The 24,868-nt window shown below is 73.5% G+C and carries 26 protein-coding genes; 8 read left to right on the top strand and 18 right to left on the bottom strand.

Annotated features, from left to right (window positions below):
* Positions 1-30: 30 nt before the first annotated feature.
* Entirely contained in the window at positions 31-2,181 is a 2,151-nt protein-coding gene (locus tag AB0B76_RS54165) for a hypothetical protein (protein ID WP_360392748.1), read from the top strand.
* Positions 2,182-2,191: 10 nt separating this feature from the next.
* Here the strand turns inward: AB0B76_RS54165 and AB0B76_RS54160 are convergent, their stop codons facing one another.
* The 4 genes from AB0B76_RS54160 to AB0B76_RS54145 all read right to left on the bottom strand — a co-directional run bounded on the left by AB0B76_RS54160 (position 2,192) and on the right by AB0B76_RS54145 (position 6,172).
* Complete coding sequence (locus AB0B76_RS54160; RefSeq protein ID WP_360392745.1) at positions 2,192-3,370, bottom strand: glycosyltransferase; 1,179 nt, start codon at positions 3,368-3,370, stop codon at positions 2,192-2,194.
* Between the two features lie 148 nt (positions 3,371-3,518).
* Positions 3,519-4,553, bottom strand: a complete 1,035-nt coding sequence (locus AB0B76_RS54155; RefSeq protein WP_360392742.1) for an ABC transporter substrate-binding protein — start codon at positions 4,551-4,553, stop codon at positions 3,519-3,521.
* A 13-nt stretch (positions 4,554-4,566) separates the two neighbouring features.
* Complete coding sequence (locus tag AB0B76_RS54150) at positions 4,567-5,382, bottom strand: ABC transporter permease (RefSeq protein WP_360392739.1); 816 nt, start codon at positions 5,380-5,382, stop codon at positions 4,567-4,569.
* A complete protein-coding gene (locus tag AB0B76_RS54145) occupies positions 5,372-6,172 on the bottom strand; it encodes an ABC transporter ATP-binding protein (protein WP_360392736.1) in 801 nt (266 codons plus the stop codon). Before AB0B76_RS54145 ends, AB0B76_RS54150 begins: the two co-directional genes overlap by 11 nt.
* Positions 6,173-6,330: 158 nt before the next feature.
* Here AB0B76_RS54145 and AB0B76_RS54140 point away from each other — a divergent pair, with 158 nt between their 5' ends.
* Genes AB0B76_RS54140 through AB0B76_RS54130 form a run of 3 tightly spaced genes read left to right on the top strand, consistent with a single transcriptional unit; the run spans position 6,331 to position 9,282 of the window.
* Positions 6,331-7,977, top strand: coding sequence for an ATP-binding protein (locus tag AB0B76_RS54140; RefSeq protein WP_360392733.1), 1,647 nt, complete (start codon positions 6,331-6,333; stop codon positions 7,975-7,977).
* The gene (locus tag AB0B76_RS54135; RefSeq protein WP_360392730.1) at positions 7,974-8,642 is read left to right on the top strand and encodes a response regulator; all 669 of its coding nucleotides are present in this window, start codon (positions 7,974-7,976) and stop codon (positions 8,640-8,642) included. The genes AB0B76_RS54140 and AB0B76_RS54135 overlap by 4 nt, the downstream gene beginning before the upstream one ends.
* Before the next feature lie 25 nt (positions 8,643-8,667).
* Positions 8,668-9,282 (top strand): DUF998 domain-containing protein, encoded by a 615-nt coding sequence (locus AB0B76_RS54130; RefSeq protein ID WP_360392727.1) that lies wholly within the window; start codon positions 8,668-8,670, stop codon positions 9,280-9,282.
* Between the two features lie 30 nt (positions 9,283-9,312).
* Here AB0B76_RS54130 and AB0B76_RS54125 read toward each other — a convergent pair whose 3' ends face one another.
* Together AB0B76_RS54125 and AB0B76_RS54120 are read right to left on the bottom strand one after the other, a co-directional pair.
* Positions 9,313-9,864, bottom strand: a complete 552-nt coding sequence (locus AB0B76_RS54125; protein ID WP_360392724.1) for a methyltransferase domain-containing protein — start codon at positions 9,862-9,864, stop codon at positions 9,313-9,315.
* A gap of 187 nt (positions 9,865-10,051) precedes the next feature.
* Positions 10,052-10,552, bottom strand: a complete 501-nt coding sequence (locus AB0B76_RS54120) for a hypothetical protein (protein ID WP_360392720.1) — start codon at positions 10,550-10,552, stop codon at positions 10,052-10,054.
* Between the two features lie 186 nt (positions 10,553-10,738).
* Between AB0B76_RS54120 and AB0B76_RS54115 the strand changes: the two genes are divergently transcribed.
* A complete protein-coding gene (locus AB0B76_RS54115) occupies positions 10,739-12,022 on the top strand; it encodes a histidine kinase (RefSeq protein WP_360392717.1) in 1,284 nt (427 codons plus the stop codon).
* A complete protein-coding gene (locus AB0B76_RS54110; RefSeq protein WP_214408707.1) occupies positions 12,010-12,666 on the top strand; it encodes a response regulator transcription factor in 657 nt (218 codons plus the stop codon). The genes AB0B76_RS54115 and AB0B76_RS54110 overlap by 13 nt, the downstream gene beginning before the upstream one ends.
* 75 nt (positions 12,667-12,741) lie before the next feature.
* Here AB0B76_RS54110 and AB0B76_RS54105 read toward each other — a convergent pair whose 3' ends face one another.
* The 3 genes from AB0B76_RS54105 to AB0B76_RS54095 are packed head-to-tail and all read right to left on the bottom strand — an operon-like array spanning position 12,742 to position 14,823.
* The gene (locus tag AB0B76_RS54105; protein WP_360392751.1) at positions 12,742-12,900 is read right to left on the bottom strand and encodes a hypothetical protein; all 159 of its coding nucleotides are present in this window, start codon (positions 12,898-12,900) and stop codon (positions 12,742-12,744) included.
* 33 nt (positions 12,901-12,933) lie between these two features.
* A complete protein-coding gene (locus tag AB0B76_RS54100) occupies positions 12,934-13,914 on the bottom strand; it encodes an aldo/keto reductase (RefSeq protein ID WP_360392713.1) in 981 nt (326 codons plus the stop codon).
* 54 nt (positions 13,915-13,968) lie between these two features.
* The gene (locus AB0B76_RS54095; protein ID WP_360392711.1) at positions 13,969-14,823 is read right to left on the bottom strand and encodes an SDR family oxidoreductase; all 855 of its coding nucleotides are present in this window, start codon (positions 14,821-14,823) and stop codon (positions 13,969-13,971) included.
* Positions 14,824-15,005: 182 nt separating this feature from the next.
* Here AB0B76_RS54095 and AB0B76_RS54090 point away from each other — a divergent pair, with 182 nt between their 5' ends.
* Positions 15,006-15,875 (top strand): helix-turn-helix transcriptional regulator, encoded by an 870-nt coding sequence (locus AB0B76_RS54090; RefSeq protein ID WP_360392709.1) that lies wholly within the window; start codon positions 15,006-15,008, stop codon positions 15,873-15,875.
* 139 nt (positions 15,876-16,014) lie between these two features.
* Here the strand turns inward: AB0B76_RS54090 and AB0B76_RS54085 are convergent, their stop codons facing one another.
* From AB0B76_RS54085 to AB0B76_RS54075, 3 genes are read right to left on the bottom strand one after another with little or no spacing between them, the layout of a single operon-like run.
* On the bottom strand, positions 16,015-16,314 hold the full coding sequence (locus AB0B76_RS54085; protein ID WP_360392706.1) for a transcriptional regulator: 300 nt from the start codon (positions 16,312-16,314) through the stop codon (positions 16,015-16,017).
* Positions 16,311-16,775, bottom strand: a complete 465-nt coding sequence (locus AB0B76_RS54080) for a hypothetical protein (RefSeq protein ID WP_360392703.1) — start codon at positions 16,773-16,775, stop codon at positions 16,311-16,313. The genes AB0B76_RS54085 and AB0B76_RS54080 overlap by 4 nt, the downstream gene beginning before the upstream one ends.
* 52 nt (positions 16,776-16,827) lie before the next feature.
* Positions 16,828-17,412, bottom strand: a complete 585-nt coding sequence (locus AB0B76_RS54075) for a DUF308 domain-containing protein (protein WP_360392700.1) — start codon at positions 17,410-17,412, stop codon at positions 16,828-16,830.
* Positions 17,413-17,511: 99 nt separating this feature from the next.
* Between AB0B76_RS54075 and AB0B76_RS54070 the strand changes: the two genes are divergently transcribed.
* Positions 17,512-18,960: an MFS transporter gene (locus tag AB0B76_RS54070; protein WP_360392697.1), complete on the top strand. Its 1,449-nt coding sequence runs from the start codon at positions 17,512-17,514 to the stop codon at positions 18,958-18,960.
* 214 nt (positions 18,961-19,174) lie between these two features.
* On the opposite strand, the gene AB0B76_RS54065 is transcribed toward AB0B76_RS54070, so the two are convergent.
* The 6 genes from AB0B76_RS54065 to AB0B76_RS54040 form a co-directional block, all read right to left on the bottom strand.
* Entirely contained in the window at positions 19,175-19,795 is a 621-nt protein-coding gene (locus tag AB0B76_RS54065; RefSeq protein WP_360392694.1) for a hypothetical protein, read from the bottom strand.
* Between the two features lie 272 nt (positions 19,796-20,067).
* Positions 20,068-22,236: an FtsX-like permease family protein gene (locus AB0B76_RS54060; RefSeq protein WP_360392691.1), complete on the bottom strand. Its 2,169-nt coding sequence runs from the start codon at positions 22,234-22,236 to the stop codon at positions 20,068-20,070.
* A complete protein-coding gene (locus tag AB0B76_RS54055) occupies positions 22,233-22,919 on the bottom strand; it encodes an ABC transporter ATP-binding protein (RefSeq protein WP_360392688.1) in 687 nt (228 codons plus the stop codon). The genes AB0B76_RS54060 and AB0B76_RS54055 overlap by 4 nt, the downstream gene beginning before the upstream one ends.
* Positions 22,916-23,440, bottom strand: a complete 525-nt coding sequence (locus AB0B76_RS54050) for a PadR family transcriptional regulator (protein WP_360392685.1) — start codon at positions 23,438-23,440, stop codon at positions 22,916-22,918. Before AB0B76_RS54050 ends, AB0B76_RS54055 begins: the two co-directional genes overlap by 4 nt.
* 54 nt (positions 23,441-23,494) lie before the next feature.
* Positions 23,495-24,685 carry an FtsX-like permease family protein gene (locus AB0B76_RS54045; RefSeq protein WP_360392682.1) on the bottom strand — a complete coding sequence of 397 codons (1,191 nt, stop codon included), beginning with the start codon at positions 24,683-24,685 and terminating at the stop codon, positions 23,495-23,497.
* On the bottom strand, positions 24,682-24,868 hold a 187-nt coding region (locus AB0B76_RS54040; RefSeq protein ID WP_360392679.1), incomplete at its 5' end, for a hypothetical protein. The genes AB0B76_RS54045 and AB0B76_RS54040, both read right to left, overlap by 4 nt.

Raw genomic sequence — 24,868 nt, 5'->3', positions numbered from 1 at the left:
CGACCGTTCCCGAGATGGAGGGAGCCCACCATGGGCTTGCCCGACGAGCCGGTGTTCCTGCGATCCAACGCCATCATCGAGCCGCTGGCGCACGGCCTGCGGCTGCGCGCCGTGCACGTGCGCGGCCGGCTCGACCTGGCCGGCGTCGACATCCCGTTCCCGCTGGCCTTCGCGGACTGCACCTTCGACGAGGCGCCGGACCTCACCGACGCCGGCGTCCGCGCGCTGGCGCTCACCGGCGCCCCGCGGCTGCCGGGCCTGCTGGCCAACGGCCTGCGCGTGCGGGGCGACCTCGACCTGTCCCGCTCGCGCATCGAGGGTGTGCACCGCACCGGCGAGAGCTCGGCCGGGGCCGCCGTCTGGCTGTGCGACGCCGAGGTGGGCGGCCGCCTGCTGGCGCTCGACACCGTCATCGACGGCGGCGTTTTCGCCAACCGGATCCACGTCGGCGGCAACGTCCGGCTCGCGTACGGCTTCACCGCCACCGGCGAGATCCGCCTGCGCGGCGCCCGGGTCGACGGCTCCTTCGACCTGGCCGGGGCGCACATCGCGCACCCCACGTCGGCCGTCGACCTCGGCGAGGCACACATCGGCGGGAGCATCTTCATCGTCCCGAACGCCCGGACGCGGCGGCCGCCACGGATCGCGGGCCGGATCACCCTGAGCAACGCGACAATCGCCGGCCGCCTGTCGATCCGCGACGCGCACCTGCGGGCGGCCGACGACGACTACGCCGTCGTGGGGCGGCGGCTGTCCATCGGCGGCCCGCTCAAGCTCGCGGGCGAGTGCCGCGTGGCCGGCGGCATCGACCTGTCCTACGCCCGCTTCACCACGGTGACCGTCGAGCCGGCCGCCGAGCTCGCCGCGCCCGGCCGCGACGCCCTCAACCTGACCAGCGCCGAGGGCCGCTCCCACCTCGTGCTCGAGCCGGGCGTCACCGTCGACGGGGCGATCAGCGTCGCCGGCGCACACCTGCGGGGCGACCTGGTACTGCGCGGTGTCACGCTCCGCTCGCCGCGGTCCGACGGCGCGCTCGTGTCGGGCGCGGGCGCGACGATCGACGGCGGCGTACAGCTGCAGGGCCTGCGGGCAACCGGCGGATTCCTCGGTTTCCGCGGGGCGAGAATCGGTGGCAGCATCAACGCCGGCGGTGCCGTCCTGGTCAACCCCGGTGAACGGACCCTCGGCCTGCGCCAGGCGACCGTCAAAGGATCCGTCCGGCTCATGGACGGATTCCGGTCCAACGGCTTCGTCGCGCTCAACCGCAGCGTCATCGAGGGGCGCCTGAACCTGCGAGGCGGGTCCTTCCAGTGCCCGGGACCGTCGGACGACAACCCCGCCGGGCACGCCATACAGACGATCTCGACGACCGTGCGATCCGGGGTCTACCTGCTGTGGGACCACATCAGCCCGAGCGTCGACTTCCGCGGGCTCGCCACCTCCGTGCTCGACGACGACCCGGACCGGTGGCCGGAGCGGATCATCGTGTCCGGCATGACGTACGACCGGTTCGGCGACCTCTCGTTCGACCGGGCCGCCCGGCTGCGGTGGCTGCGCCGGCAGTCGGTCTACGACGCCGAGCCCTACGAGCAGCTCGCCGAGGTCTTCCGGCGGCACGGGTACCGCGGCGACGCCGAGGCCATCCTGATCGAGCGCCGCCACCAGGCCCGCCGGGCCGGCCGCCGCCACCGGCTCGCGCCGCGCAGCATCCTGGACCTGCTCTACGGGCTGCTCGTCGGCTACGGCTACCGGCCCGGGCGCACGGTCTGGTTCCTGCTGGCGCTGCTCGTCGCCGTCGCCGCGTCGCTCTACGTCCCGGGCGTCAGCGCGACGCTGCGCGCCACCGACCCCCGCGGGAACACCTACGCCGTCGACGGCCGCCTGGTCACCGTCGACCCGGCGGACCCGCCGGGCCCCGCGGCGGACGCGGCACCGTCGGCGGGCTCGCCGCGGCCGGACCCGTGCGGCGACGGCCAGGTCCGCTGCTTCAACCCGGTGCTGTACGCCATCGACACCGTCGTGCCGCTGATCTCCCTCGGGCAGCGGACGACGTGGTACCCCAGCCCGCACGCCCGCCACGGCACCCTCACCGAGTGGTGGCTGAACCTGGCGACGCTCGCCGGCTGGGTGCTCAGCAGCCTGTACCTGCTGTCGTTCACGAGGTTCGCCCGCTCCGCGTGACCCACTGCACCTACTCCTGCTGATCCGCCAGGTCGAGCAGACGCCGGGCCGCCACGGCCGCGCCATCGGTGCGGACCGTGGCGGCCACGGCGGCCGCCCGCTGCCTGGTCCCGGGTCGCAGCGCCACGTCCAGCGCCTGGTCGAGAGAGCCGGCGCCGGCCGCCGCCCCGATGCCCAGCGCCGCGACCCGCCCGGCGAAGTACGGCTGGTCCGCCCACTGCGGCACCACGATCTGCGGTACCCCGGCCCGCGTCGCCGTCGTCGTGGTGCCCGCGCCGCCGTGGTGGATCGCTACGGCCACCCGCTTGAACAGCGCCTGCTGATTCACCTCGCCGACGACGAAGCAGTCCTCGTCGCCGTCGAGCCCCGCCCAGCCCCGTCCGAGGACCACCCGCCGGCCCCGCGCGCGGATCGCGTCGACGGCCGCCCGGGCGAACCCTTCCGGCGCGGGCATGCTGCCGAAGCTGAGGAACACCGGCAGCGGCCCCGCGTCCAGGAACGCCTCCAGGTCCGCCGGCAGCGGCCGCTCGTCGGTCACGAACCAGGCCCCCGTCTGCACCACGCCGGCCCGCCCACCCGGCCACGGCGCGAGGACCGGGTCGGCGGCGAGCCACGGCCGCGCGGTACGCACGAATGCACGCACGTCGTCCACCGGCGGCAGCCCGGCCGCGGCGCGGTGCTCGTTGAGCGGCTCGCGCAGGAACCCGTTGTAGTTCGCCGCATCCAGCTCGTCGAGCGCCGCCGGGTCGGTGACGTCCGCCGGCACCGGCCGGCCGGGCAGCGGCGGCGGCCGGTGGTGCGGCGAGGACAGGAACACCGGGCAGTAGCTCACGTTCACCGACGGCACCCCGAGGAGCTCGGCGACCGACTGCGCCCCGGCCACGACCGGCAGCAGCCCGCTCGTCACGATGGCGTCGCACCCCTGCGCGGCCTTCGCGAGCCGGTCGAGCTGCAGCCCGATGAAGTCGGCCGCGAGCCGGTTCACGTCGGGCGTCCCGGACCCGTGCACGAGTTCCCGGGTCGGCTTGCCGATCGGCACCAGCGGCACCCCGAGCTCGGCGAGCCGCTCCGCACAGTCCGGCGGCGCGCACACGAGCGCCTCGGCCCCGAGCTCCTTGAGCTGTACCGCGAGCGCCGCGAGCGGCTCGACGCCCCCGCGCGAGTCGTACGTCGACAGGATCACACGCATGTTGAACCCCCATTCGACAGGCGATTCTGCGCCCGTGCGGGGGCCTTGCCGCAAGCCCCGCCCCGCGTTGTACGGTGGAACGGGAGGCGCGGTGGCCGCAATCTTCCGGGCGACACGCTGCTCGAGCTGACCGGCGAGCCCGCCTCCGCTAGCCGGCGGCGACCTTCGTGACGTACTCGGTGGTGTACGTCTTCGTCAGGTCGACCTGGTCCTTCTTGCCCTTCACGTTCGGGGAGAACTGGCTGAGCACCTCCAGGACGTTCCGCGCGCCCTCGGGCTTCATCGCGCCGTCGCCGTTGAACATGCCGATGCTGTCGGTCACGGCCTGCACGTAGAGCTGCGCGTTGCCGGCGGCGTACTCGGCCGGCATCTTCGCCGCGATCTCGGCCGGCTGGTGGGCCTTGATCCAGCGCAGCGTCTTGACGAACGCGTTGGCGAGCTTCTGCACGGCGTCGGGGTGGGCCTGGACCCAGGCGCAGTCCATGTAGAGCGAGCTGGCCGGGTACAAGCCGCCCAGCGCCGCCCGGGTGCCCGCCTCGGTGCGCAGGTCCAGCAGGATCTTGCCCTTGCCCGTGCTGGTCAGCTGGGCCGCGGTCGGGTCGGTGGTCATCCCGGCGTCGATGCCGCCGTTGTCGATGGCGGCGATGAAGGTCTGCCCGGCGCCCGCCTTCACCGTGGTGTAGTCGCCGCTGCGCAGGCCGGCCTTGGTCGCCAGGTACTGGGTGAGGAAGTCCGTCGACGAGCCGGAGCTGGTGATGCCGAGCTTGCGGCCCTTGAAGTCGGCCGGGCTCGTGATCTGCGCGGCCTTGCCGGCGGCGACGATCTCGACCTCGCCGGGCACGTCGGCCAGCTGGACCACGCTGGTGATGCACTTGCCCTTGATCTGCAGGTCGATGGTGTGGTCGTAGAAGCCGACGACGCCCTGCACGTCGCCGGAGATGAGGACGTTCTCGGCGGTGGCGCCGGAGGGCTCGGTGAGCAGCTGCACGTCGAGCCCCTCGGCCTTGAAGTAGCCGAGCTGCTCGGTCAGCTTGGCCGGCAGGTAGATGACCTTGTCGATGCCGCCGACCATGATCTTGACCTGGGCCGGGGCCTCGGCCGGGGCGGTCTTGTCCGGTGCCGTGCCCCGGCAGCCGGCCAGCAGCAGCCCGGCGCAGCCGGCGAGGGCCACGAGTTTGCGCATGCGCGTGTTCCCTTCAGATCTGGGTTTCGGTCTGTACCGGTGGGCGCCAGCGCAGCAGCCGGCGCTCCAGCAGCGTCAGCAGCCACTCGGCGAGCAGGGCGATGACGGTGATGATGATCATTCCGGCGTAGATGCCGGCCGCGTCGAACGTGCCCTGGGCGTTGGCGATGAGCAGCCCGAGGCCCTTGTCGGCCCCGGCGTACTCGCCGACGACCGCGCCGATCAGGGCGAAGCCGAACGCGGCGTGCAGCGAGGCGAAGATCCATGACATGGCGCTGGGCACGACGATCGACGTGAGCACTTGGGTGCGGGAGGCGCCCAGGATGCGGGCGTTGTTGACCAGGTTGCGGTCGACCTCCCGGGCGCCCTGGAAGGCGTTGAAGAACACCGCGAAGAAGACGAGCACGACCGCGGTGGCGACCTTCGAGGACAGGCCGAGGCCGAACCAGATGACGAACAGCGAGGCGAGCACGATCCGCGGTACCGCGTTGGCCGCCTTGATGAAGGGGGCGGCCACGTCGGCGACGAACCGGGCCCGGCCGAGCAGGATGCCCAGCAGCACCCCGCCGATCGCCCCGATCACGAAGCCGAGCACCGTCTCCTGCAGCGTGATGCTGATCTGCGTCCACACCGGGCCGAAGGCCGTGCCGGTGGTGAACCAGTCGCCGAGCCGCTGCCCGATCGCGGAGGGCTTGGAGTAGAAGAACGGGTCGATCCAGTGCGTGGCGGCCAGCTCCCAGGTGCCGAGCCAGACGGCGACGACCGCGAGGCGCACGGCCCACATCACGAGCCTCGGCCGGCGCCGCACCGCCACCGCGTCAGCCGGCACGGTGCGCCGCCTCGGTCCGGGCCCGCTCGACCTCTTCGCGCAGGCTTTCCCAGATTTCGCGGTACGCGTCGAGGAACGCCGCCGTCAGCCGGATCTCCTCGACCCGGCGGGGCCGCGGCAGCGGTACGTCGAAGATCGCCTTCACGGTCGCCGGGCTCGAGGTCATGACCACGACCCGGTCGGCGAGCGCGATCGCCTCCTCCAGGTCGTGGGTGACGAACACGACGGCGGCGCCGGTGCCCTGCCACAGCCGCAGCAGCTCGTCCTGCATGAGCGCCCTGGTCTGCACGTCCAGGGCGCTGAACGGCTCGTCCATGAGCATGATCCGCGGCTCGTTGACGAGCGTCTGGGCCAGCGCCACCCGCTTGCGCATGCCGCCGGAGAGCTGGTGCGGGTAGTACCGCTCGAACGCGGCCAGGCCGACCCGCTCGACCCAGACCGCGGCCCGGCGGCGGGCCTCGGCGCGCCCGGCCCCGCGGTAGCGCGGACCGGCGGCCACGTTGTCGAGCACCGAGCGCCAGGGCAGGACCGCGTCGGACTGGAACATGTACCCGACGCCGCCGGGGATGCCGCGCACCGGGGCGCCCTCGACCTCGACCTCGCCCTGCGACGGCGGCTCCAGGCCGGACACCAGCGACAGCGTCGTCGACTTGCCGCAGCCGGTCGGCCCGACGACGGCGACGAACTCGCCGGCGTCGACGGTGAACGTGAGGTCCCGGACGGCGGTGTGGGGCCGGCCGCCGGCGCCCGGGAACCGTTTGGTGGCGTTTCGCAGCGCGATGACGCTCACGGGTACTCCTTGATGGTGGGGCGGATTGCCAGCGACGGTAGGGAGCCCGGCGGGCGCTGCGAACCCTTCCCGGCGTTGTGGAGCCAAGCCGCGTTAGCCGCGTATTGCGCGTTTTGCTCGCGGGGTGCGCGGGGCGGTCCCGGCTGTACGCTCCCGTCATGTTTCGCCTGCGTTACGCCCCGTTCGCCCGGCAGGCGCTGGCCCTGCAGGCGGCCGTGCTGGTCGTCGTGGTGGGCGTCGGCTTCGCGCTCGTCAGCTGGCTGTTCGACGACGAGCTGACCCAGCAGTACGGCACCCGCGCCCTCGCGGTCGCGCACACCCTCGCGGCCGACCCGGCGATCGCCGCGGCGGCCGCCGCCGACGACCCGGAGCACGTGCTGCCGGCCCGGGCCGAGGCGGCGAAGACGGCCAGCGGCGCGCTGTTCGTGGTCATCACCAACCGGCTCGGCATCCGCCTGGCGCACCCGAACCCCGACCGCATCCACGAGCCGGTCAGCACCGACCCGTCGGCGGTGCTCGGCGGCCGCGACACGGTAAACGTCGAGCGGGGCACGCTCGGGCTGTCGGCGCGGGGCAAGACGCCGCTGCGCGACGCCGGCGGGGCGATCGTCGGCGAGGTGAGCGTCGGCTTCCGCATCGAGGACATCCGCGGCCACGTGACGAGCGAGCTCGGCATCGCCGCGGTCTTCGCCGGCGGGGCGCTGCTGCTCGGCTTCGTCGGCTCGGTGCTGCTGGCGCGGCGACTCAAGCGGCTCACGCTCGGCCTGGAGCCCGGCGAGCTCGCCGAGCTGGTGCAGGAGCGCGAGGCGGTGCTGCACGGCATCAGCGAGGGGGTGCTCGCGGTCGACGCCGACGGGCGGGTGTCGGTCTGCAACGGCGAGGCGGCACGGCTGCTCGGCGTGCACACCGGGGGCACGGTCGCGGCGCTCAGCCTTCCCCCGGCCCTGCGCCAGGTGTTCGCCGACCGCGCACCGGTCGACAACGTCATCACGGTCGCCGGCGAGCGGGTGCTCGTGGCCAACTACCGCGCCGTGCGCCGCGACGAGCGCGACCTCGGCGGCGTGCTGACGCTGCGCGACCGGACGGCCCTGGAGACGATCACCCGGGAGCTCGAGTCCGTGCGGACGCTGAGCACCGCCCTGCGCGCGCAGCGCCACGAGTTCGCCAACCGGCTGCACGTGCTGTCCGGGCTGCTGCAGAACGGCCACGGCGGCGAGGCCCTCGAGTTCCTGCACGCGGTCTCCGACACCGCCGGCGCCGCCGCCGGCCGGACCGTCGACGACCCGTACCTGCAGGCGTTCGTGGACGCCAAGACCGCCGAGGCCGCGGAGAAGGACGTGCGGCTCACGCTCGCCGACACGACCTGGGTCGGTACCCGCGTCACCGCCCCCGTCGAGGTCACGACCGTCCTGGGCATCCTCGTCGACAACGCCCTCGAGGCCGCCCGGCGCGGCGCCCGCCGCCCCGCCTGGGTCGACCTGGCCCTGCTCGAGGACGGCGCCACCCTGCACATCTCCGTCGTCGACTCCGGCGACGGCGTCCCGGCCGGCCTGGCCGGGCGGATCTTCGACTCCGGCGTGTCGATGCACGGCGAGGACGGCCGCGGCCTCGGGCTGGCCCTGGCCCGGCAGGCCGCCCGGCGCCTGCACGGCGACGTGCGCCTGGCCGATCCCGGCCACCACGCCCACGACGGCCACGACGCCGTGTTCGACGTGCGCCTCGCCGATCCCGGCCGCGACGGCCACGGCGCCGTGTTCGAGGCGCGCCTGCCCGGGGCCCTGCAACCGGCGCGGGAGCCGGCGTGACGATCAGCGTCCTGGTCGTGGAGGACGACTTCCGCGTCGCCCGGGTCCACGTCGGCTTCACGCACCGGGTCGAGGGCTTCGCGGTGGCCGCGACGGCCCGCAGCGCGGCCGAGGCCCGGCGCGAGCTCGCGGCGCGCCCGATCGACCTCGTGCTGCTCGACGTGTACCTGCCCGACGAGTCGGGGCTCGACCTGCTGGCCGAGCTCACCGTCGACGCCATCCTGCTCACCGCCGCGTCCGACGCGGCCACCGTCCGCGCCGCCTACGCCCGCGGGGCGCTGAACTACCTCGTCAAGCCGTTCACGGCCGAGCAGCTGGCCGACCGGCTGAGCGCGTACCGGCACTACCGCGCGCTGGTCGGCACCGGCCCGCGGACCCTGACCCAGGCCGAGGTCGACCGCTGCTGGCGGGTGCTGCACGAGGGGGACCGCCCGGCCGCCCCGAAGGGCCAGTCGGCGGTGACCGTCCGGCTTGTGAGCGAGGCGCTGCGGCGGGCCGGGCGGCCGCGCACCGCCGCCGACGTCGCCGACGAGCTCGGCATCTCCCGCGCCACCGCCCAGCGGTACCTGGCCGCCCTGGCCCGCGACGGCGTCGCCGAGGTCCGCCTGCGCTACGGCGTCACCGGCCGGCCCGAGCACCAGTACCACTGCATCGTTGACATGTGACCATTCGGTCACCTATTTTCGTGGCATGGCTGATGTCGATCGACCGCTGCTGCTCGCCGGGGCCGTCGCCGGCCCGCTGTTCGTCGCCGGCGTGCTCGCGCAGGCGTACACCCGGACGGGCTTCGACCCCGCCCGGCACCCGTTGAGCTCGCTCGCCCTGGGCGACCTGGGCTGGGTGCAGATCGCCGACTTCGTGGCCTGCGGCGTGCTCGCCGTGCTCGGCGCGGCCGGGCTGCGGCGCGCCCACGCCCCGGCGCCCTGGTTCGTCGGGGCCGGCGGCGCCGCCTGGATCGTCGCGGGCGTCTTCCTGCCGGACCCGGTCAACGGTTTCCCGGCCGGCGCCCCGGACTCCGCGACCTGGCACGGCGCCGTGCACTCGGTCGCGCCGGCGCTCGCCGGGATCGCGGGCATCATCGGGTACACCATCTTCGCCCGTCGCTTCTTCATCGAGCGGGAGCGCGGCTGGATGGCGTGGACGATCTCGGCCTTCGTGGTGGTCGTCGGGTGCACGGTGGTCGCGGCCGCCGCGGGGGACTTCCGCGCCGCGCTGCTCGGCCAGGCGGCCGGCGCCGCGTGGACGACCTCGATCTACGCCCGGCTGCTCGCGAACGCGCCGCGCCTGGTGCCGGCCGCGCCGTAGCTGCGGCGCAGCAGCGTGGACGACCTCTGTCTACGCCCGGCTGCTCGCGAACGCGCCGCGGCCGCAGGGCCGGAACCGGGCCAGGTACGCCAGGCTCGGCCCACGCCGCTCGGCGAGGTGCAGCCCCTGCCCGTCGGCCAGCCGGTGCAGCCGCCCGAACGGGATCCAATGCCGGTCGAAGAACTCGCCGACCACCAGCCGCCCGCCCGGCTTCAGCACCCGCGCCGCCGCGCTGAGCACCCGGGCCGGCTCCGGTATCTCCCCGAGTGCGGTCACCAGGTAGACGGCGTCGAACACGCCGTCGTCGAAGGGCAGCTCCCGCGCGTCCGAGCAGTGCGGCACGATCGCTGCCGCCGCGTTCCTACCCGCTTGCACCTCCTCCTTCGCCCGGCGCATCACGTGGTCGAGCATCTCCTGCTGCACGTCCACGATGTCCAGGCGCCCGTCCGGACCGAGCTGCGGGGCGACGTGCAGCGCCTGCAGACCGGTGCCCGGACCGAGTTCCAGCATCCGTTCACCCGTCCGCGGACGGAGCACCGCGTCCAGATCGGACAGCCCCAGGAAGGGCAGCTCCAGATCCAACAGGTGACGCTGTGAATACGGATACGGTGCGCGGTCGCTGAACCACCATGCACCCGCAGCGACGGCGGCGGCTCCGGCGGTGGCGGCGAGGACGGTCTTGCGCGAGGGACGGCTGATGAGCGGCATCGGTCTTCTCTTCTCGGTGACGCGCGACAGGGCGCGGACGGAACGGATACGCGGCGGCCGGTCAGCCGCGCGGGAACGGGGTGCGCAGGACGCGCGCGGCGAGCACGGCGCAGGCCAGCGCGATCGGGATCTCGGCGAGGACCGCCATGACGATCGCAGTGGCCAGGTCCGGGCCGGGCGCCGCCGAGGTGACGTCGAACCAGGCGTCCACGAGCAGCAGCACCGCGGTGCCGACCGCGGTCAGCACGCACCGGTTGTCCCGCCGCAGCAGGAACCGGCCGGTGGCGAACAGCGCCAGCGCCTCGCAGCTGTCCAGGCCGACCCAGGCGAGCGACCAGTGCGCGTCCCGCGTGCTGGCCGGCAGGGTGACCGAGAGGTAGAACACCCACGGGATCATCGCGAGCCCGGCCAGCACGAAGGCGGCACCGAGCGCGCTCGGCCGGCGTCCGCCGCGGCGGTCGGCGCGGGCGTCCGGACGCCCGGGCCCCGGCCGGGGCCCGGGCTCGGACCCGATCCGGCCGAGGACGGGGTCGCGGTCGAGGCGGTCCGGGACGGCGAGCATGGCGGTCGTCCAATCTCCGCCCGGCGTCGGCGTCTGGTGGTGCGCCGGGCAGGACCACCACTCTGGCCGCCGCGGCCCGGCGAATCAGTAGTGTGGCTTTCCGTTCCGGGGGTGGTGCCAGGTACAGGCCGAAGCGGGCGCCAGCGCCATGGAGCGCCGGTCACGTGGCCGAATACCGTGGGGGCCATGAACACCGTCCTGGCGCCGATCGGCCGCTTCATGCTGGCGCCCTGGCGCGGGCGGGCGTTGCGCGACCTGTGGTTCGTGATCCTCTCCTCGGCGCTGAGCCTGCTGCCGCTGGGTCTGATCGGGCTGCCGTGGGCGTTCTTCGCCCCCATCTACCTGCCGTCGATCCTCGCCTGCGCCTTCCTCCCGCTGCTGGCGGCGGTGCTGCTGGGCCCGCAGCTCACGACGCTGCGCCGGTCCGCGTACTACAAGATCCGGGGCGCTCAGATCCCCCGGGCCCCGCACACGGCCCGGGACGCGGCGTCCGCGGACGCGCCGTTCCTCCCGCGGATGCGCGCGCGGCTGCGCCACCCGCGTACCTGGCGGCAGGCCTGCTACCACCTGATCGCGGGACCGGCGGCCAACCTGGTCGGCGTGATCGCGGGCACCATGTGGGTCTGCGGGCTCATCTGCTTCGGCTGGCTGAGCGCGGCGATCGCCTTCGGCCCGAACTGGAAGTGGCTGTCCGTGGCGACGTCCCTGGCGCTTTGGGGGGCGCTCGTGTGCCTGGTAGTGGTCTACCTCACGCCCTGGCTGGTCATGGCCTCGGTGCGCTGGGATCTGAAGTTCGCCACCGACCTGCTCGGCCCCAGCCGGGCGGAGCGGCTGGCCCGCCGGGTGACCGACCTGACCGAGAGCCGGGCCGCGGTGGTGGACGCCGCCGACGCCGAGCGCCGCCGGATCGAGCGCGACCTGCACGACGGCGCCCAGCAGCGGCTGGTGTCCCTGGCGATGAACCTGGGCCTGGCCCGGGCGACCCTGAAGGACCTGCCCGAGGACGCCCGGACCGCACTGGCCGAGGCGCACGAGGAGGCCAAGGAGGCCCTGGGCGAGCTGCGCAACCTCGTCCGCGGCCTGCACCCGGTGGTCCTCGAGGACCGCGGCCTGGACGCGGCGCTCTCCGGCATCGCGGCCCGCTCCCCGGTGCCGGTGCGGTTGGCTGTGGACGTGCCCCGGCGGGTCCCGCCGACGGTCGAGGCGGTGGCGTACTTCATGGTCTCGGAGGCCCTGGCCAACGTGGCCAAGCACGCCCAGGCGTCCGCGGCCCGGGTGGACGTGCGGCTGGACGGCGCCCTGCTGCGGCTGTCCGTCGCGGACGACGGGATCGGCGGCGCCGACGCCGCCCGCGGCTCCGGGCTGACCGGCCTGGCGCGGCGCGCGGCCTCGGTGGACGGCAGGTTCGAGATAGTCAGCCCGGTCGGCGGGCCGACCACGATAATGGTGGAGCTTCCGTGCGAACTGTGATCGCCGAGGACTCGGTGCTGCTGCGCGCCGGGCTGACCAAGCTGCTGGAGACGACCGGCTTCGAGGTGGCCGCCGCGGTGGACGACGCCGCCGGGCTGCTGGCCGCGGTGGAGCGGCACCGCCCGGAACTGGTGATCGCGGACGTGCGGATGCCGCCGACCTTCACCGACGAGGGGATCCGCGCCGCCCTGGTGGTGCGGCGGCAGTGGCCCGAGGTGGCGATCATGGTGCTGTCCCAGTACGTCGAGGAGCGCTACGCCGCCGACCTGCTCTCCACGAGCACCACCGGCGTCGGCTACCTGCTCAAGGACCGGGTCGCGGACGTGGACGTCTTCCTGGAGTCGCTGCGCCGGGTGGCCGCGGGCGGCACCGCACTGGACCCCGAGGTGGTGGCGCAGCTGCTGGTGCGGCGGCAGAACACCCCGCTGGACCGGCTCACCGGGCGGGAGCGGGAGGTGCTCGGGCTGATGGCCGAGGGGCGGTCCAACGCCGGGATCGCGGAGAAGCTCGTGGTCAGCGAGAGCGCCGTGGCCAAGCACATCAACAGCATCTTCACCAAGCTCGACCTGCCCGCCTCGGAGGGCGATCACCGGCGGGTCCTGGCCGTGCTGCGATTCCTGGAGAGCGCGTCGCCGACCGTGTGAAGCGTGAGGCACCCGGCCCCCGCGCCGCGGCGCGGGGGCCAGAACCGCACCTGCTAGGCGTCGACGGCGAACACGTCATCGGCGCTGCCTCGACGTTCCTGGATCGACTCGGGCGACGACCGGATTCTTGAGCACCCACGCCAGCGCGATCGTGGCCATCGACACGTTGCGTGCCTTGGCGATCCGCTCGATCGCGTCGATGGTCGGCTTGTCGCTGTCGAGCGTCGGGTGTATTCCATGGCGGTATCTCTCCTGCGGTGCGGCTGTTCAGCGGTCGATCGAGGCCATGTTGGCGTCGTCGTGACGGGCTCCGGCCGCCGGTCGCAGTGCGTCGAGGCGTTCGATCTGCGCAGCCGTCAGCTCGATGGCGTCCGCCGCGGTGTTCTCCTCGACCCGTGCGACCCGGCGGGTGCCGGGGATCGGTGCGATGTCGTCGCCACGGGTCAGAATCCAGGCGAGGGCCGTCTGCGCGGGGGTGGCGCCGATCTCGGCGCCGATGGCCGTCACCTCGTCGACGATGGCGAGATTGCGCTGGAAGTTCTCGCCGGTGAACCGGGGGTTGGTCTTGCGCCAGTCGTCGTCGGTGAAGTCGTCCACGGTGCGGATCCGTCCCGTCAGAAGGCCGTGCCCGAGCGGCGAGTACGGCACGAAGCCGATGCCGAGTTCGCGTAGGAGCGGCAGGATGTCCGCCTCCACGTCGCGGGTCCACAGCGAATACTCCGTCTGCAGGGCCGAGACCGGCTGCACCGCGTGGGCGCGGCGGATGGTCTCCGGTGACGCCTCGGACAGGCCGAAGTGCAGCACTTTGCCCTGCGCGATGAGCTCGGCGACCGCGCCGGCGGTCTCCTCGATCGGGGTGCTCCGGTCGACGCGGTGCTGGTAGTACAGGTCGATGTGATCGGTGCCGAGCCGGGTCAGCGACCCCTCGACGGCGGCCTTCACGTTCGCCGCGCTGCTGTCGGTCACGCCGGGGCCGCCCCCGGAATGGGAGACCAGACCGAACTTCGTCGCAATCCTCACCTGATCCCGTCGGGCCCTGATCGCCTCGCCGACGATCTCTTCGCTGAGGAACGGACCGTAGATCTCCGCCGTGTCGATGTGGGTCACCCCGAGATCGAGCGCGCGGTGGATGGCGCGGATCGATTCGGTGTTGTCGAGGCCGCCCTCGCTCGTGTAGACGCCGGCCATGGTCATCGCACCGAGGCCGATGCGGGAGACGGTCAGGCCGCCGAGGTGTGCGTTCTTCATGTCATGGCTCCTTGCAGGTTCAGGCCGCCCGCTCGGACGGCGGCTGCGCGACGTTCAGGAGGCGTCGTCGTGGGACAGCGACGAGGACAACTCGCGGTGGGCGTCGGCCTGCCTGAGCAGGGATTCGGCCTTCTGTTCGAGGGCCCCGACGGCGTCGGCGCCAGCGGCCCAGCGCAGCGGCGGTTCACCCGAGCCGATGAGCTGGACCAGCGCGACGGCGAGCTTGGCGGGGTCGCCGCCCTGCAGACCGTTCATGCCGGTCCAGGCGGTAACGGTCTGCTCGGTGCGCTCGGCGTAGTCGTCGATCGCCGGCTCGGCGTAGCTGGTCGACTCCGGTGTGAGCAATTCGGTGCGGAAGAAGCCAGGCTCGACGAGCATGGTGCGGATGCCGAACGGCGCGACCTCGGGAGTCAGCGACTCGATCCAGCCCTCGACGGCGAACTTCGACGCCGCGTACGCGGTGCAGAACTCCTGCCCGACCAGGCCGGCGGTCGACGAGATCGCCACCACGAGCCCCGAACGCTGGACACGCATCACGGGCAGCACCGCGCGGGTGACGTTCAGCGGGCCGAACAGGTTCGTCTCGACCTGCGCCCGGAAGTCCTCCGGGGTGATCTCCTCGAAGAATCCGGCATAGAAGTTGCCCGCGTTGTTGACCAGCACGTCGATCCGGCCGAACCGGTCCACGGCCGCCGCGACGGCGCCCTGGACGCTGGCGGGGTCGGTCACGTCGAGCTCAACCGTCAGCAGGTCATCGGACTCACCAACGGCCTCGGCGACCTTCTTCGGGTCCCGGCCGGTGGCGATCACCGCATACCCGGCAGCCAGGGCCGCCCGCGCGATGTCCACGCCCATGCCCCGGCCGGCGCCGGTGACCAGCAGCACCTTCGTCTCCGTCTTGTCAGCCATGTCCCTACATCCCCTCATCACGAGTCGATGCCCCGCATCGGCGGCCGGTCGCCTGGTCTGCCATGCCCCGGCCTGCGGTGGCACTACCAGACAACCGCCTGCCGGGAGCGCGGAGAAGTTGCTGCTGGGCGGTGTACTGGCAGCCCACCCTTCGTCCTCGGATTCCGGCCTAGCCTGGACCGGTGGACAACCGTGACGAGGTCAAGGCCTTCCTCACCTCCCGCCGCGCCAAGCTCACCCCCGAGCAGGCGGGCCTGCACAGCTACAACCGCAATCGGCGGGTCTCAGGGTTGCGCCGCAGTGAGGTCGCCGACCTGGCGGGCGTCAGCGTCGAGTACTACGCCCAACTCGAACGCGGCAACCTCGCCGGCGTCTCCGACAGCGTCCTCGACGCCCTGGCCCGCGCCCTACGACTGGACGAGGCCGAGCGGGCACACCTGGCCGACCTCGCCCGCACCGCCGGCCCCACCAGCCGCACCCGCCGCCGCAAGTCGCCCGCCCAGCAGATCCGGCCCAGCGTGGCGCGCATCCTCGACGGGATGACCGGCGTGCCGGCCCTGGCCAACAACGCGCGCCTCGACGTCGTCGCCGCCAACCCGCTCGCCGAGGCGCTGTTCGCGCCGGTATTCGCCGACCCGGCCCGGCCGGTCAACCACGCCCGGTTCAACTTCCTGAACCCCCGGGCCCGCGACTTCTGGCTCGACTGGGAACGTGCCGCCGACGACAGCGTCGCCATGCTGCGCACCGAAGCCGGCCGCGACCCCTACAACAAGGCACTGACCGACCTGGTCGGGGAACTGTGCACCCGCAGTGAGGAGTTCCGCCTCCGCTGGGCCGCCCACGACGTCCGCCTGCACCGCACCGGCCGCAAGCACATCCGCCACCCCGTCGTCGGCGACCTGCACCTGTCCTACGACGTCATGGAACTCCCCGCCGACCCCGGCCTCGCCCTGATCGCCTTCAGCGCCGAAGCCGGCTCACCCGACGACGACGCCCTCAAGCTCCTCGCCAGCTGGGCCGCCACCCACCACCCGGCCGACGCCGTGACGTGACGACACCGCGCCAGAAATAAGCGACGCGGGTCCGCGGCCCGAAGACCGGCGGCCCCGTGCTGCAGCGCCTGGCCCGCAGTTGCGACGGCTCCCCGCCGGCCCTGCGCCGCGCGGCCGGCGGCCGGTCCGTACGGCCGGGCTAGTCCCCGGCTCCGGCCCCGCCGATCAGCGCCCGCAGGGCCGCGCAGTGCGCCTCGTAGGCCACCTGGCCGGCGCGCGTCATCCGGTAGGTCGTGCTGCCCCCGCGGCCGTGACCGACCTTCGTCGAGCTGATGTACCCGGCCGACTCCAGGACCGACATCTGCTTCGACAGGTCCGACTCGCTGATCTGCAGCTGGTCCTTGAGGAAGCGGAACGACACCGAGGGCGCGTTGGCCAGAACGGCCATGGCGGCCAGGCGCTTCGGTATGTGGATGAGCGGATCCAGCCCGTCGATCATCGAAGGCGGGCCCGGGTCCGGGCGGCCGCCGCGGCGTAGCGCCGCTCGTAGACGGCGAGGCCGGCCGTCACGAGCACGAACGCCGTCCCGGCGGCCGCCGGCCCCCCGGCCGGCCACCAGACGAGCCCGACAACGAGGGCGATGACGGGCAGGGCCACGAGGAACTCGCGCCAGACCCCGGCGATCTCGGCGGGCGGCGTTCCCTTGCCCGGCAGGGGCAGCGCACCGTGCCGGCGCCGCATCCAGGTCACGAACACGAGCTCGACGGCGATCAGCGCGGCGAGCGAGCCCAGGAACAGGCCCGCGTTCTCGCGCCACCAGTGGAAGGTGCCGATCATCGCGGCCACCCAGGCGCCGACCGACGGCGCGTACCACCACGGGGTGGGCGGGTAGCTGACGTAAGGCGCGGCGGCACCGAGCTCGGCCGCCCTGAGCTGCCCCTCGGCCTCAATACTTTCCATGCCGGCAACTTATGCGATTACTTTCCGGTCCCGCAAGTAAAAGATGCCGGCGTCACGTCCGCAGAGGCGCGTCCGGCCGGGCGCGGGCGGAGCGCAGCCGCAGGGCGAAGGCGACCTCGCCGGCGCCCACGGCCACGGCGCCGATGCCGCTGATCAGCACCAGGGTCGTCAGCGACGGGCCCGGCCAGAGCATGAACGCGACGCCGATCAGCACCGACAGGAAGCCGAGCACGCTGAGCCAGGCCCGGGTCGGGTCGCGGGCCGGCATGGCGATCAGCAGCAGGGCGAAGCCGCTGAGCAGCCAGGCCAGGCCGAGCAGCGTCGCCAGCACCACCACGCCGCCGTCGGCGTTGCGCACGCACGTGATGCCGGCCGCGAGCAGCACCACCGCCATCACCGCGGCGAGGATGCGGCGCCCGGAACTGTTGTCCGCGCGGAACGCCGTCACCGCCCGCATCACCCCGAGCGCGATCAGCCAGACGCCGGCCACGATGCCCAGCACGCGCAGCGTCTCGTCCGGCCACACCAGCACCGCCAGCCCGAACAGCGCCGTGGCGACGCCGAGCAGCAGCACCTGCAGGTGGTCCTCGGCGAACGCCGAGGTCCAGCGCCGCCGCGGCCAGTGCGTGGTCGCCATACGCCCACCCCCGCGTTCCACACTCCGGCGGGGCCCGGTCCCCCGGCTCACCCGGCGGGCATGATCCCGGCGGCGTCCGGCCGGGCCGAGAATCGGCGGGTGCCGACCGCCCAGCCCGCGGACGTCGTGCGGGCGATGATCCTGCCGCTCGCCCTCGCCCAGTACATCTGCAGCTATGCCGGCACGGCCATGAACGTGGCCATCGCCCCCATGGCGCACGACCTGGACACGACCGTCTTCGGCGTGCAGGCGACCATCACGCTGTTCACGCTCACCATGGCCGCCCTGATGATCCCGGGCAGCAAGCTCACCGACGTGTGGGGCCGGAAGCGCTGCCTCGTGGCCGGGCTGCTGCTGTACGGCACCGGCGCCCTCCTGGCCGCGATCGCTCCCGGCCTCGGCGTCATGATCCTCGGCAACGCGCTGCTGGAGGGCATCGGCTCGGCGCTCATGATCCCGCCGATCTACATCCTGGTCACCGTCATGTCTCCGGACCTGGCCACGCGGGCGAAGTACTTCGGCATCGTCAGCGGCGCCGGTGCCCTCGGCGCGGCGACCGGCCCGCTGATCGGCGGCGTCATCACCAGCCTCATCAGCTGGCGGGCGTCGTTCCTGCTACAGGTCCTCGTCATCGGCTGGATCATCGTCCTGATCCGGCGCCTGCCGAGCCCCGCCCGCACCGGCCCGGCGCCGCGGTTCGACGTGACCGGCGCGATGCTGTCCGCGGCCGGCCTGCTGTTCGTGGTGCTCGGTGTGCTGCAGTCCACCACGTACGGCTGGGGCGCCGCCCGCACGGACTTCGTCGTCGCCGGGCACGTCCTCATCCCGCAGGGCGGCATCTCCCCGGTGTGGCCGTCGATCGCCCTGGGCGCGCTCACCCTGGCCGCGTTCGTGCTGCACCTGCGCCACACCGAGCGCCGCGGCGGCGAGCCCCTGCTGCACCTGCGGCTGTTCGGCAACCGCGCCGCCAACCTCGGCCTGGGCACGCAGCTGGTGCAGTGGCTCACGATGCAGGGCCTGTTCTTCGTGACCGCGGTGTACCTGCAGGACAGCCAGGGGTACGGCGCCATCATGACCGGCCTCGTGCTCACCCCGGCGACGGCCGGCGTCCTGATCTCCTCGGCCGCCGCCGAGCGCTTCGCCCGCCGCCGCGCCCAGCGCACCCTGGTCATCGCCGGCTTCGTCCTCACCGTCGCCGGGATGGCCCTGCTGCTCGTGCTGGTCAACCTCGGCCCCGGCGTCTGGCGTGCCCTGCCCGGGCTGCTGCTCGCGGGCCTGGGCGTCGGCACGATGCTCACCCCGTCGGTGAACCTGGTGCAGTCCACGTTCCCGGACCGCGACCAGAGCGACATCTCCGGCCTGTCGCGGGCGGCGTCGAACCTGGGCTCGTCGCTGGGCACGGCCCTCGCGGGCTCGGTGATCGTGTCGCACGCCAGCCCGGGCCGCCACCCGTACGCCGCCTCGCTCACGGTCCTGGCGGTCCTGACGGTGGCCGGGCTGGTCCTCGCCGTGCTCCTGCCCCGGACGCCGGAGGTTGTCAACACCTGACACATTGACGGCGGAGCCGGACACCGTCGGCTCCTGTCCGGCCGGGACCGGGGCGACGCTGGGCCACGGGCTGCTGATCGCCGCCGCCGGAATCGTGCTGGGCCGGAAGACCCTCGCGGTCTGACCCTCGTAACCCGTCGGCGCGCGCCGGGCCGGGTCACGGTTACACGCCCAGGAACTGCTTCGCCGTGGCGTCCGCGGTCGCGCCCTCACGTCACGTCGACGGGGGCGGCTCGGCCCGGAATCGGCGCCACAGCGGGGCGGGCCAGTCCAGGCCCTGCCCGGTGACGGCGATGGTGACACCCAGCAGGGCCAGGAAGTCCAGCGCCGCGTAGTCGTCGCCGCGGCAGAACCGGTCGCCGGCCCGGGCCGGCACGTCCCACGCGTCCTCGCCCGCCGGGTCGTCCGGACGCTGCGCAAGGTATGGGGCGACATCCGAGCGATCGAGGGCGAGGCCGGGGAACGCGGCAACCACCGCCTCCGGCCGGCCGGACAGGTCCTTGCCCGGGAACCAGGTGTTGCCCTCCTGCGGCCACTGGATGAACCAGTCGACCGCCGTACCCCGGTCGAACAGCTCGTATCCCCAGTCGTCGCCGTCGTACACGAACACCAGGATGCCGGCACAACCCAGCGCCGCGGACACGTGCAGCTGCGCCTGTCGTTGTCGCGTCCATTCCCAGCCACGCATCACGGTCCAGCCGTCCCGCTGCTCGTACAGGTCGAACACGTCGACGCGTTCGTCCGCTGCGTGCCGCGACCGGAACTCGGTCAGTGCGGTCTCGACGTCGGCGTGCCCCACGCCACGGAACGCATTGATCTGGACGAACAGTCCCATGGCCGCAATCTAGCGATCCCGCCGCGTCCGCACGCGCCATTATTCACAACCGAGGTCCCGACGGTCCGGCTCGAAGGCAATCCCGTGCGATCGGGGCGGAGACGGGGCCGTCGGGGTTGAAAAGCGGGCCGCGACTCGCACGGTCACGATCGTCGCGCTCAGAGCGTCACGGTTCTGCGGGTGGCCGGGCCGAGTGGAAGTACCGGCTCGCGGGTCGGAAGCTCAGCCGCCGGGGCAACGTCCGAAACCGTTGCCCCGGCGCCCACCCGCGCTCACTCGTTGCGGGCCGTCTCCGGGCCGGTCACGCGCTCCAGCAGCGGCAGGGTCGCGGCGATGATGGCCAGTGACACGGCCAGGCCCAGGGCCACCAGGGCGTAGAACGACAGGCTCGGCGCGGTCAGGTTGTAGCCCATCTGCGCGCGCAGGAACAGCTGGGCCGCGCCGAAGCCCGTCGCGCCGGCCAGGAGGGCTACCGCCAGCAGCGGTACCACCGACTCCAGGGCGACGACGCGCCGCAGGGCCCGCAGCGGTACCCCCGTGAGGCGCAGCAGGCTGAACGGCCGCTTGCGGTCCGCGATGCCGCCGGCCACGCTCACGGCCAGACTGCAGCCCGCGATCGGCAGGCTGAACAGCATGATGACGTCGGCCAGCCGCTGGAACAGCTGCATCTGGGTGCGCGAGTTGGTGCCGCGCTCGAGGTCGGTGGCCGGTGGGACCTCGTAGTCCGGGAAGGCCAGCTCCAGTGCGGTCCGGGCCCGTTCGAGCGCCGCGCCGGTGCCGTCGAGGACTACGACGATGGTGTCGGACGGGAGGGCGGCGGCCTGGTCGGCGGTGACCGGCACCGTCGGCCAGACGGTCCCGGCGCCCGCGCCGCTGCGGATGCGGTCGAAGCCGACGAGGTTGCCCCAGATCGCGGCGTACTCGGCGCCGGGGGCGCAGCGGCCGTACTGCGGGATCCGGGCGAGGTCGGTGCACGCGATGATGTTCGACGGCATGTCCGGGCCGTTGTCGGGGTTGTCGTGCAGGACGAGCGCCAAGGTCACGCCCTCCACGCCGCGCAGGCGCGCCGGTGCGTCCTGCGGGAGGTTGTTGTCGCCGGTGTACTGCACCAGCGTGACCGCGGCCAGGTCGCTGTAGCGCACGCCGCGCTCGTCGTTCATCGTGGTGATGACGCCGGTCGCGACGCTCACGACGAACAGGGCCAGCATGACGCCGCTGATGGCGCGGAACGCGGCCTGCGGGTTGTCGGCGAGGCGGCGGGCGGCGACCAGGGCCGGCAGGCGGCGGGCGCGGCGGGCCAGCAGCCGGGCGCCGGCCATGGTGAGCCACGGGCCGGCGAGGACGAGGCCGACCATGGTGACCAGGAAGCCCGGCAGGAAGGCGGCGGTCTGGCCGTTGGAGGTTTCGGGTCTATGGCCGATGAAGTACGCCAGCTCCGCCAGCCCGGCGACGACCGGGATCAGCCGCCACGCGCGCGGGGGCTTCGGGGTGACCTGGCGCGCGACGCCGAGCGGGGAGATCCGGACCCGGCGCATGGCGAGGGCGGCGGCGGCGACGGCGGCGAGCGGGACGCCGAGCGCGATGAGGACGCCCATGCCCAGGCCGGGCGAGAGGTCGTCCGGGAAGAACCGTTCGGTGGTGAACGGTACCGCCGCCATCGCCACCCGCAGCAACGGGAACAGCGCGAAGCCGACGATCGTGCCCAGGACGGCCGCGGCGCCCGCTTCCACGGCCGCCAGCTGCGTCACCTGCCGGGGCGTGGCGCCGATCAGCCGCATCGCCGCGAACCGCTGCTCGCGGCGCGCGGCCGACAGGCGGGTGGCGGTACCGACGAAGACGAGCAGCGGAAAGAGCAGTCCTCCGGCGACGACGGACAGCACCAGGTCGAGGGCGGCGGTCGGGATCTTCAGCGGCGCCGTGGAGACGGAGGTGAGCTCGTGGGCGCGGGGGATTCCGCCGGCCTCGCCGGGAGTGCGGCCGATGACGGCGACGAGCGAGTCCGGCGACGTCAGCGCGTCGGCGTCGATGATCCCCGCCTCGTGGCCGGGGAAACGGGCGGCGAGCTGGTCGGCCGGGATGGTCGCGATCAGGTCGTGCAGGGGGCGGGAGACGTAGTACTGCCCCGGGTCCGGCAGCCGCGGGATGCCCGGCACGGCCGGCGGGTTGGGGCCCTTGAGCCCGACGTCGACGCGCCAGATCCAGGTGCCGGCGAAGGTGTCCTCGCGCCCGGCCCACACGACCGGGTCGGCCGCCTGCGCGCCGGGGGCCTGCTCGCCGCGCAGCCAGGAACCCCGGCCGACCTGGGCGTCGACCGCCCGGAGCCCGGCGATCGTGGACACCAGCAGCCCGGTGCCGAGCGCGACGGCGGCGGCGATGACCACGAACCGCAGCAGCGCCTCCCGCCCGCCGGCCAGGGCGAGGCGCAGACCGAAACGGATCACGACCGGCCCCGTCCCGCGGCCAGGGCGTGCACGAGGCCGTCGCGGACGATGACCTCGCGGTCGGCATAGACGGCGACCCGCGGTTCGTGGGTGACGAGCACGACGGTTGTACCGTGCTCCCGCGCCGCAGCCACCATGAGGTCCATGACCTGCTCGCCGGTGAGCGAGTCGAGCGAGCCCGTCGGCTCGTCGGCGAACAGGACCCGGGGCCGGTTGATCATCCCGCGGGCGAGCGCGACGCGCTGGGCCTGGCCGCCGGAGAGCTCGCCCGAGCGGCGGCCCTCCATCCCGGCCAGGCCGAGCCGCTCGAGCCAGCCGCGGGCCTCGCGCAGGGCCGCGCCGCGCCGCGCCCCGCCGAGCAGCAGGGGCAGCGCGACGTTCTCCTCGACGGTCAGCTCGGGCACCAGCTGGCCGAACTGGAACACGAACCCGAAGCGCTCCCGGCGCAGGCCGCTGCGCGCGTGCTCGCCGAGCCGGTCGATGCGCTGGCCGTCGAAGCGGACCTCGCCCGCCTCCGGCACCAGGATGCCGGCCAGGCAGTGCAGCAGGGTCGTCTTGCCGGAGCCGGACGGGCCCATGACGGCCACGACCTCGCCCGGCTCCGCGTCGAACGTCGCCCCGCGCAGCGCCTGGGTCTCCCCGAACGACAGCACGATGTCGCGGGCCTCGATCAGCGCGCTCATTTGCGCACCAGCCGGGCGAGGTGGTCCAGGCGGGCCACGGTGAGCTCGATCCAGCGCAGGTCGGCCTCGAGGTGGAACAGGCCGTGGTCGGCGAGCAACGCCTCGATCAGGTCGTCACCCTTCTTGATGTCGTGCAGCTGGCGCATCCGCGCCAGGTGGGCGGCGCGCTGGGTGTCGAGGTACTCCCCGGCCGGGCGGTCCAGCATCAGCGACAGCATCACCTTGGCGAACAGCACCGTCTGCAGGTGCGGCTCGGGCTCCACCGGCTGGGCCAGCCACGCGTCGACCTCGGTGGCGCCGAGGTCGGTGATGACGTACCGCTTCCGCTCCGGCCCCTCCCCCGCCTCGACCTCGCTGATCACGACCTTGCCGTCGCGGGCCAGCCGGCCCAGGGTCGAGTACACCTGACCGAACGGCAGCGGACGGCCGCGGCCGAAGAACATGTCGTAGTCCCGCTTGAGGTCGTAACCGTGGCTCGGCTCGCGCTCGAGCAGGCCCAGCAGCGTGAGAGGAACGCTCATGCCGCCGAACATACACCACGGATATACACCGCGTATATACCCTCGGGTGATAGGTCATAGCGTGCGCAAAGCGTCGGCGGGGGGCAGCCGCGACGCCCGCGCGGCCGGGTACAGGCCGGCCAGCGCGCCCACGAGCAGCGCCGCGACGAGACCCGCGAGGGGGGCCTGGGGCGGGATCGCCACCGGGTTGCCGGCCGTATGGGCGGCGACCACCGTCGCCAGCACCCCCAGCCCGATGCCGGCCACCCCGCCGATGACCGCCAGCAGCGCCGACTCGAGCAGGAACTGCGCGGCCACGTCGCGCCGGCGCGCGCCGAGGGCCCGCCGCAGCCCGATCTCGGCCCGCCGCTCCAGCACCGAGATCACCATGATGTTGGCGATGCCGACCCCGGCCACGAGCAGCGCGATGGCGCCGAGGCCGAGGAACAGCCCGACGAACGCGTCCTTGGCCTTGATCCGAGCCAGCAGCACGTCGGACGGGCGCTGCACCTGCACGTCCCGGGCGTTCTGCGGCGACGCCGTCGGGCCCAGGACCGCCGCCACCGCCGGCACGTGGTCGGGGTCGACCCGCACGTAGATGCGGGTCGGCACGCCGCCCAGGCCGAACAGCTGGTCGGCGACGCCGAAACTGATCAGCGCCGCGGTGTCGATCTCGGGGGCGATGCCCACCTGGTCGAGGACCCCGACCACCGTGAAGTACCGCCCGGCGATGAAGACCTGGGTCTGCTCGGTGAGCCGGTCGATGCCGAGGCTCTGCGCGGCGGAGTACCCGAGCACGGTCTCCGGGTACCGCTCGGCGAGCGGCCCGAAGTAGCTGCCGCGCAGGATCCGCGCCGACAGCGTGTCCGGCAGCGACGCCTGCGCGGCCAGCACGTTGATGCCGTTGGTGTTCTGCGGCGGGATCCGGTCGGTGCGCCGTACCGTGGCGCCGTCGACGTTGCCGACCGCGGTCGTGGCCAGCACCGGCGGGATGCGGGCGATCATCGTCTGCGCGGTGATCGGCAGCGGGGTCGGGCGGCCGTCGAACGTCTGCCCGGTGGCGACGGTGAGCAGGTTGCCCTGCCGGCCGAGCTCGTCCAGCAGCTGCTGCTTCGAGGACTCGGCGACGCCGAGCACCGCGACCAGCGCGGCGATGGCGATCGCGATGCCCAGCGCCGACAGCGTCGAGCGGACACGGCGGGCGCGCAGGCCGACGGTACCGACGGCCAGGGCATCGCCCGCCCGCAGACGGCTGCGCGCCCTCACGCCGTCACCTCCGCAAGCTCCGGCAACGGCGCGACAACACTGTGCCCCTGGTTCACGGCCCCTCCGCTCCGCTCCGGACCGCTCACCGTCACCTCCGCAAGCTCCGGCAACGGCGCGACAACACTGTGCCCCTGGTTCACGGCCCCTCCGCTCCGCTCCGGACCGCTCACCGTCACCTCCGCA

The sequence above is a fragment of the Dactylosporangium sp. NPDC049140 genome (assembly GCF_040648435.1).
Note: the sequence above shows the minus strand (reverse complement) of the source record. Positions and strands in the feature narration are given on the sequence as shown.

Coding starts and splice junctions, on each gene's coding strand:
- AB0B76_RS54055 (WP_360392688.1), bottom strand. CDS start 22,919: ATGAGCGCGCTGATCGAGGCCCGCGACATCGTGCTGTCGTTCGGGGAG.
- AB0B76_RS54095 (WP_360392711.1), bottom strand. CDS start 14,823: ATGGCTGACAAGACGGAGACGAAGGTGCTGCTGGTCACCGGCGCCGGC.
- AB0B76_RS54085 (WP_360392706.1), bottom strand. CDS start 16,314: ATGATCGACGGGCTGGATCCGCTCATCCACATACCGAAGCGCCTGGCC.
- AB0B76_RS54140 (WP_360392733.1), top strand. CDS start 6,331: ATGTTTCGCCTGCGTTACGCCCCGTTCGCCCGGCAGGCGCTGGCCCTG.
- AB0B76_RS54165 (WP_360392748.1), top strand. CDS start 31: ATGGGCTTGCCCGACGAGCCGGTGTTCCTGCGATCCAACGCCATCATC.
- AB0B76_RS54120 (WP_360392720.1), bottom strand. CDS start 10,552: ATGCTCGCCGTCCCGGACCGCCTCGACCGCGACCCCGTCCTCGGCCGG.
- AB0B76_RS54075 (WP_360392700.1), bottom strand. CDS start 17,412: ATGGCGACCACGCACTGGCCGCGGCGGCGCTGGACCTCGGCGTTCGCC.
- AB0B76_RS54130 (WP_360392727.1), top strand. CDS start 8,668: ATGGCTGATGTCGATCGACCGCTGCTGCTCGCCGGGGCCGTCGCCGGC.
- AB0B76_RS54100 (WP_360392713.1), bottom strand. CDS start 13,914: ATGAAGAACGCACACCTCGGCGGCCTGACCGTCTCCCGCATCGGCCTC.
- AB0B76_RS54155 (WP_360392742.1), bottom strand. CDS start 4,553: ATGCGCAAACTCGTGGCCCTCGCCGGCTGCGCCGGGCTGCTGCTGGCC.
- AB0B76_RS54115 (WP_360392717.1), top strand. CDS start 10,739: ATGAACACCGTCCTGGCGCCGATCGGCCGCTTCATGCTGGCGCCCTGG.
- AB0B76_RS54160 (WP_360392745.1), bottom strand. CDS start 3,370: ATGCGTGTGATCCTGTCGACGTACGACTCGCGCGGGGGCGTCGAGCCG.
- AB0B76_RS54080 (WP_360392703.1), bottom strand. CDS start 16,775: ATGGAAAGTATTGAGGCCGAGGGGCAGCTCAGGGCGGCCGAGCTCGGT.
- AB0B76_RS54050 (WP_360392685.1), bottom strand. CDS start 23,440: ATGAGCGTTCCTCTCACGCTGCTGGGCCTGCTCGAGCGCGAGCCGAGC.
- AB0B76_RS54065 (WP_360392694.1), bottom strand. CDS start 19,795: ATGGGACTGTTCGTCCAGATCAATGCGTTCCGTGGCGTGGGGCACGCC.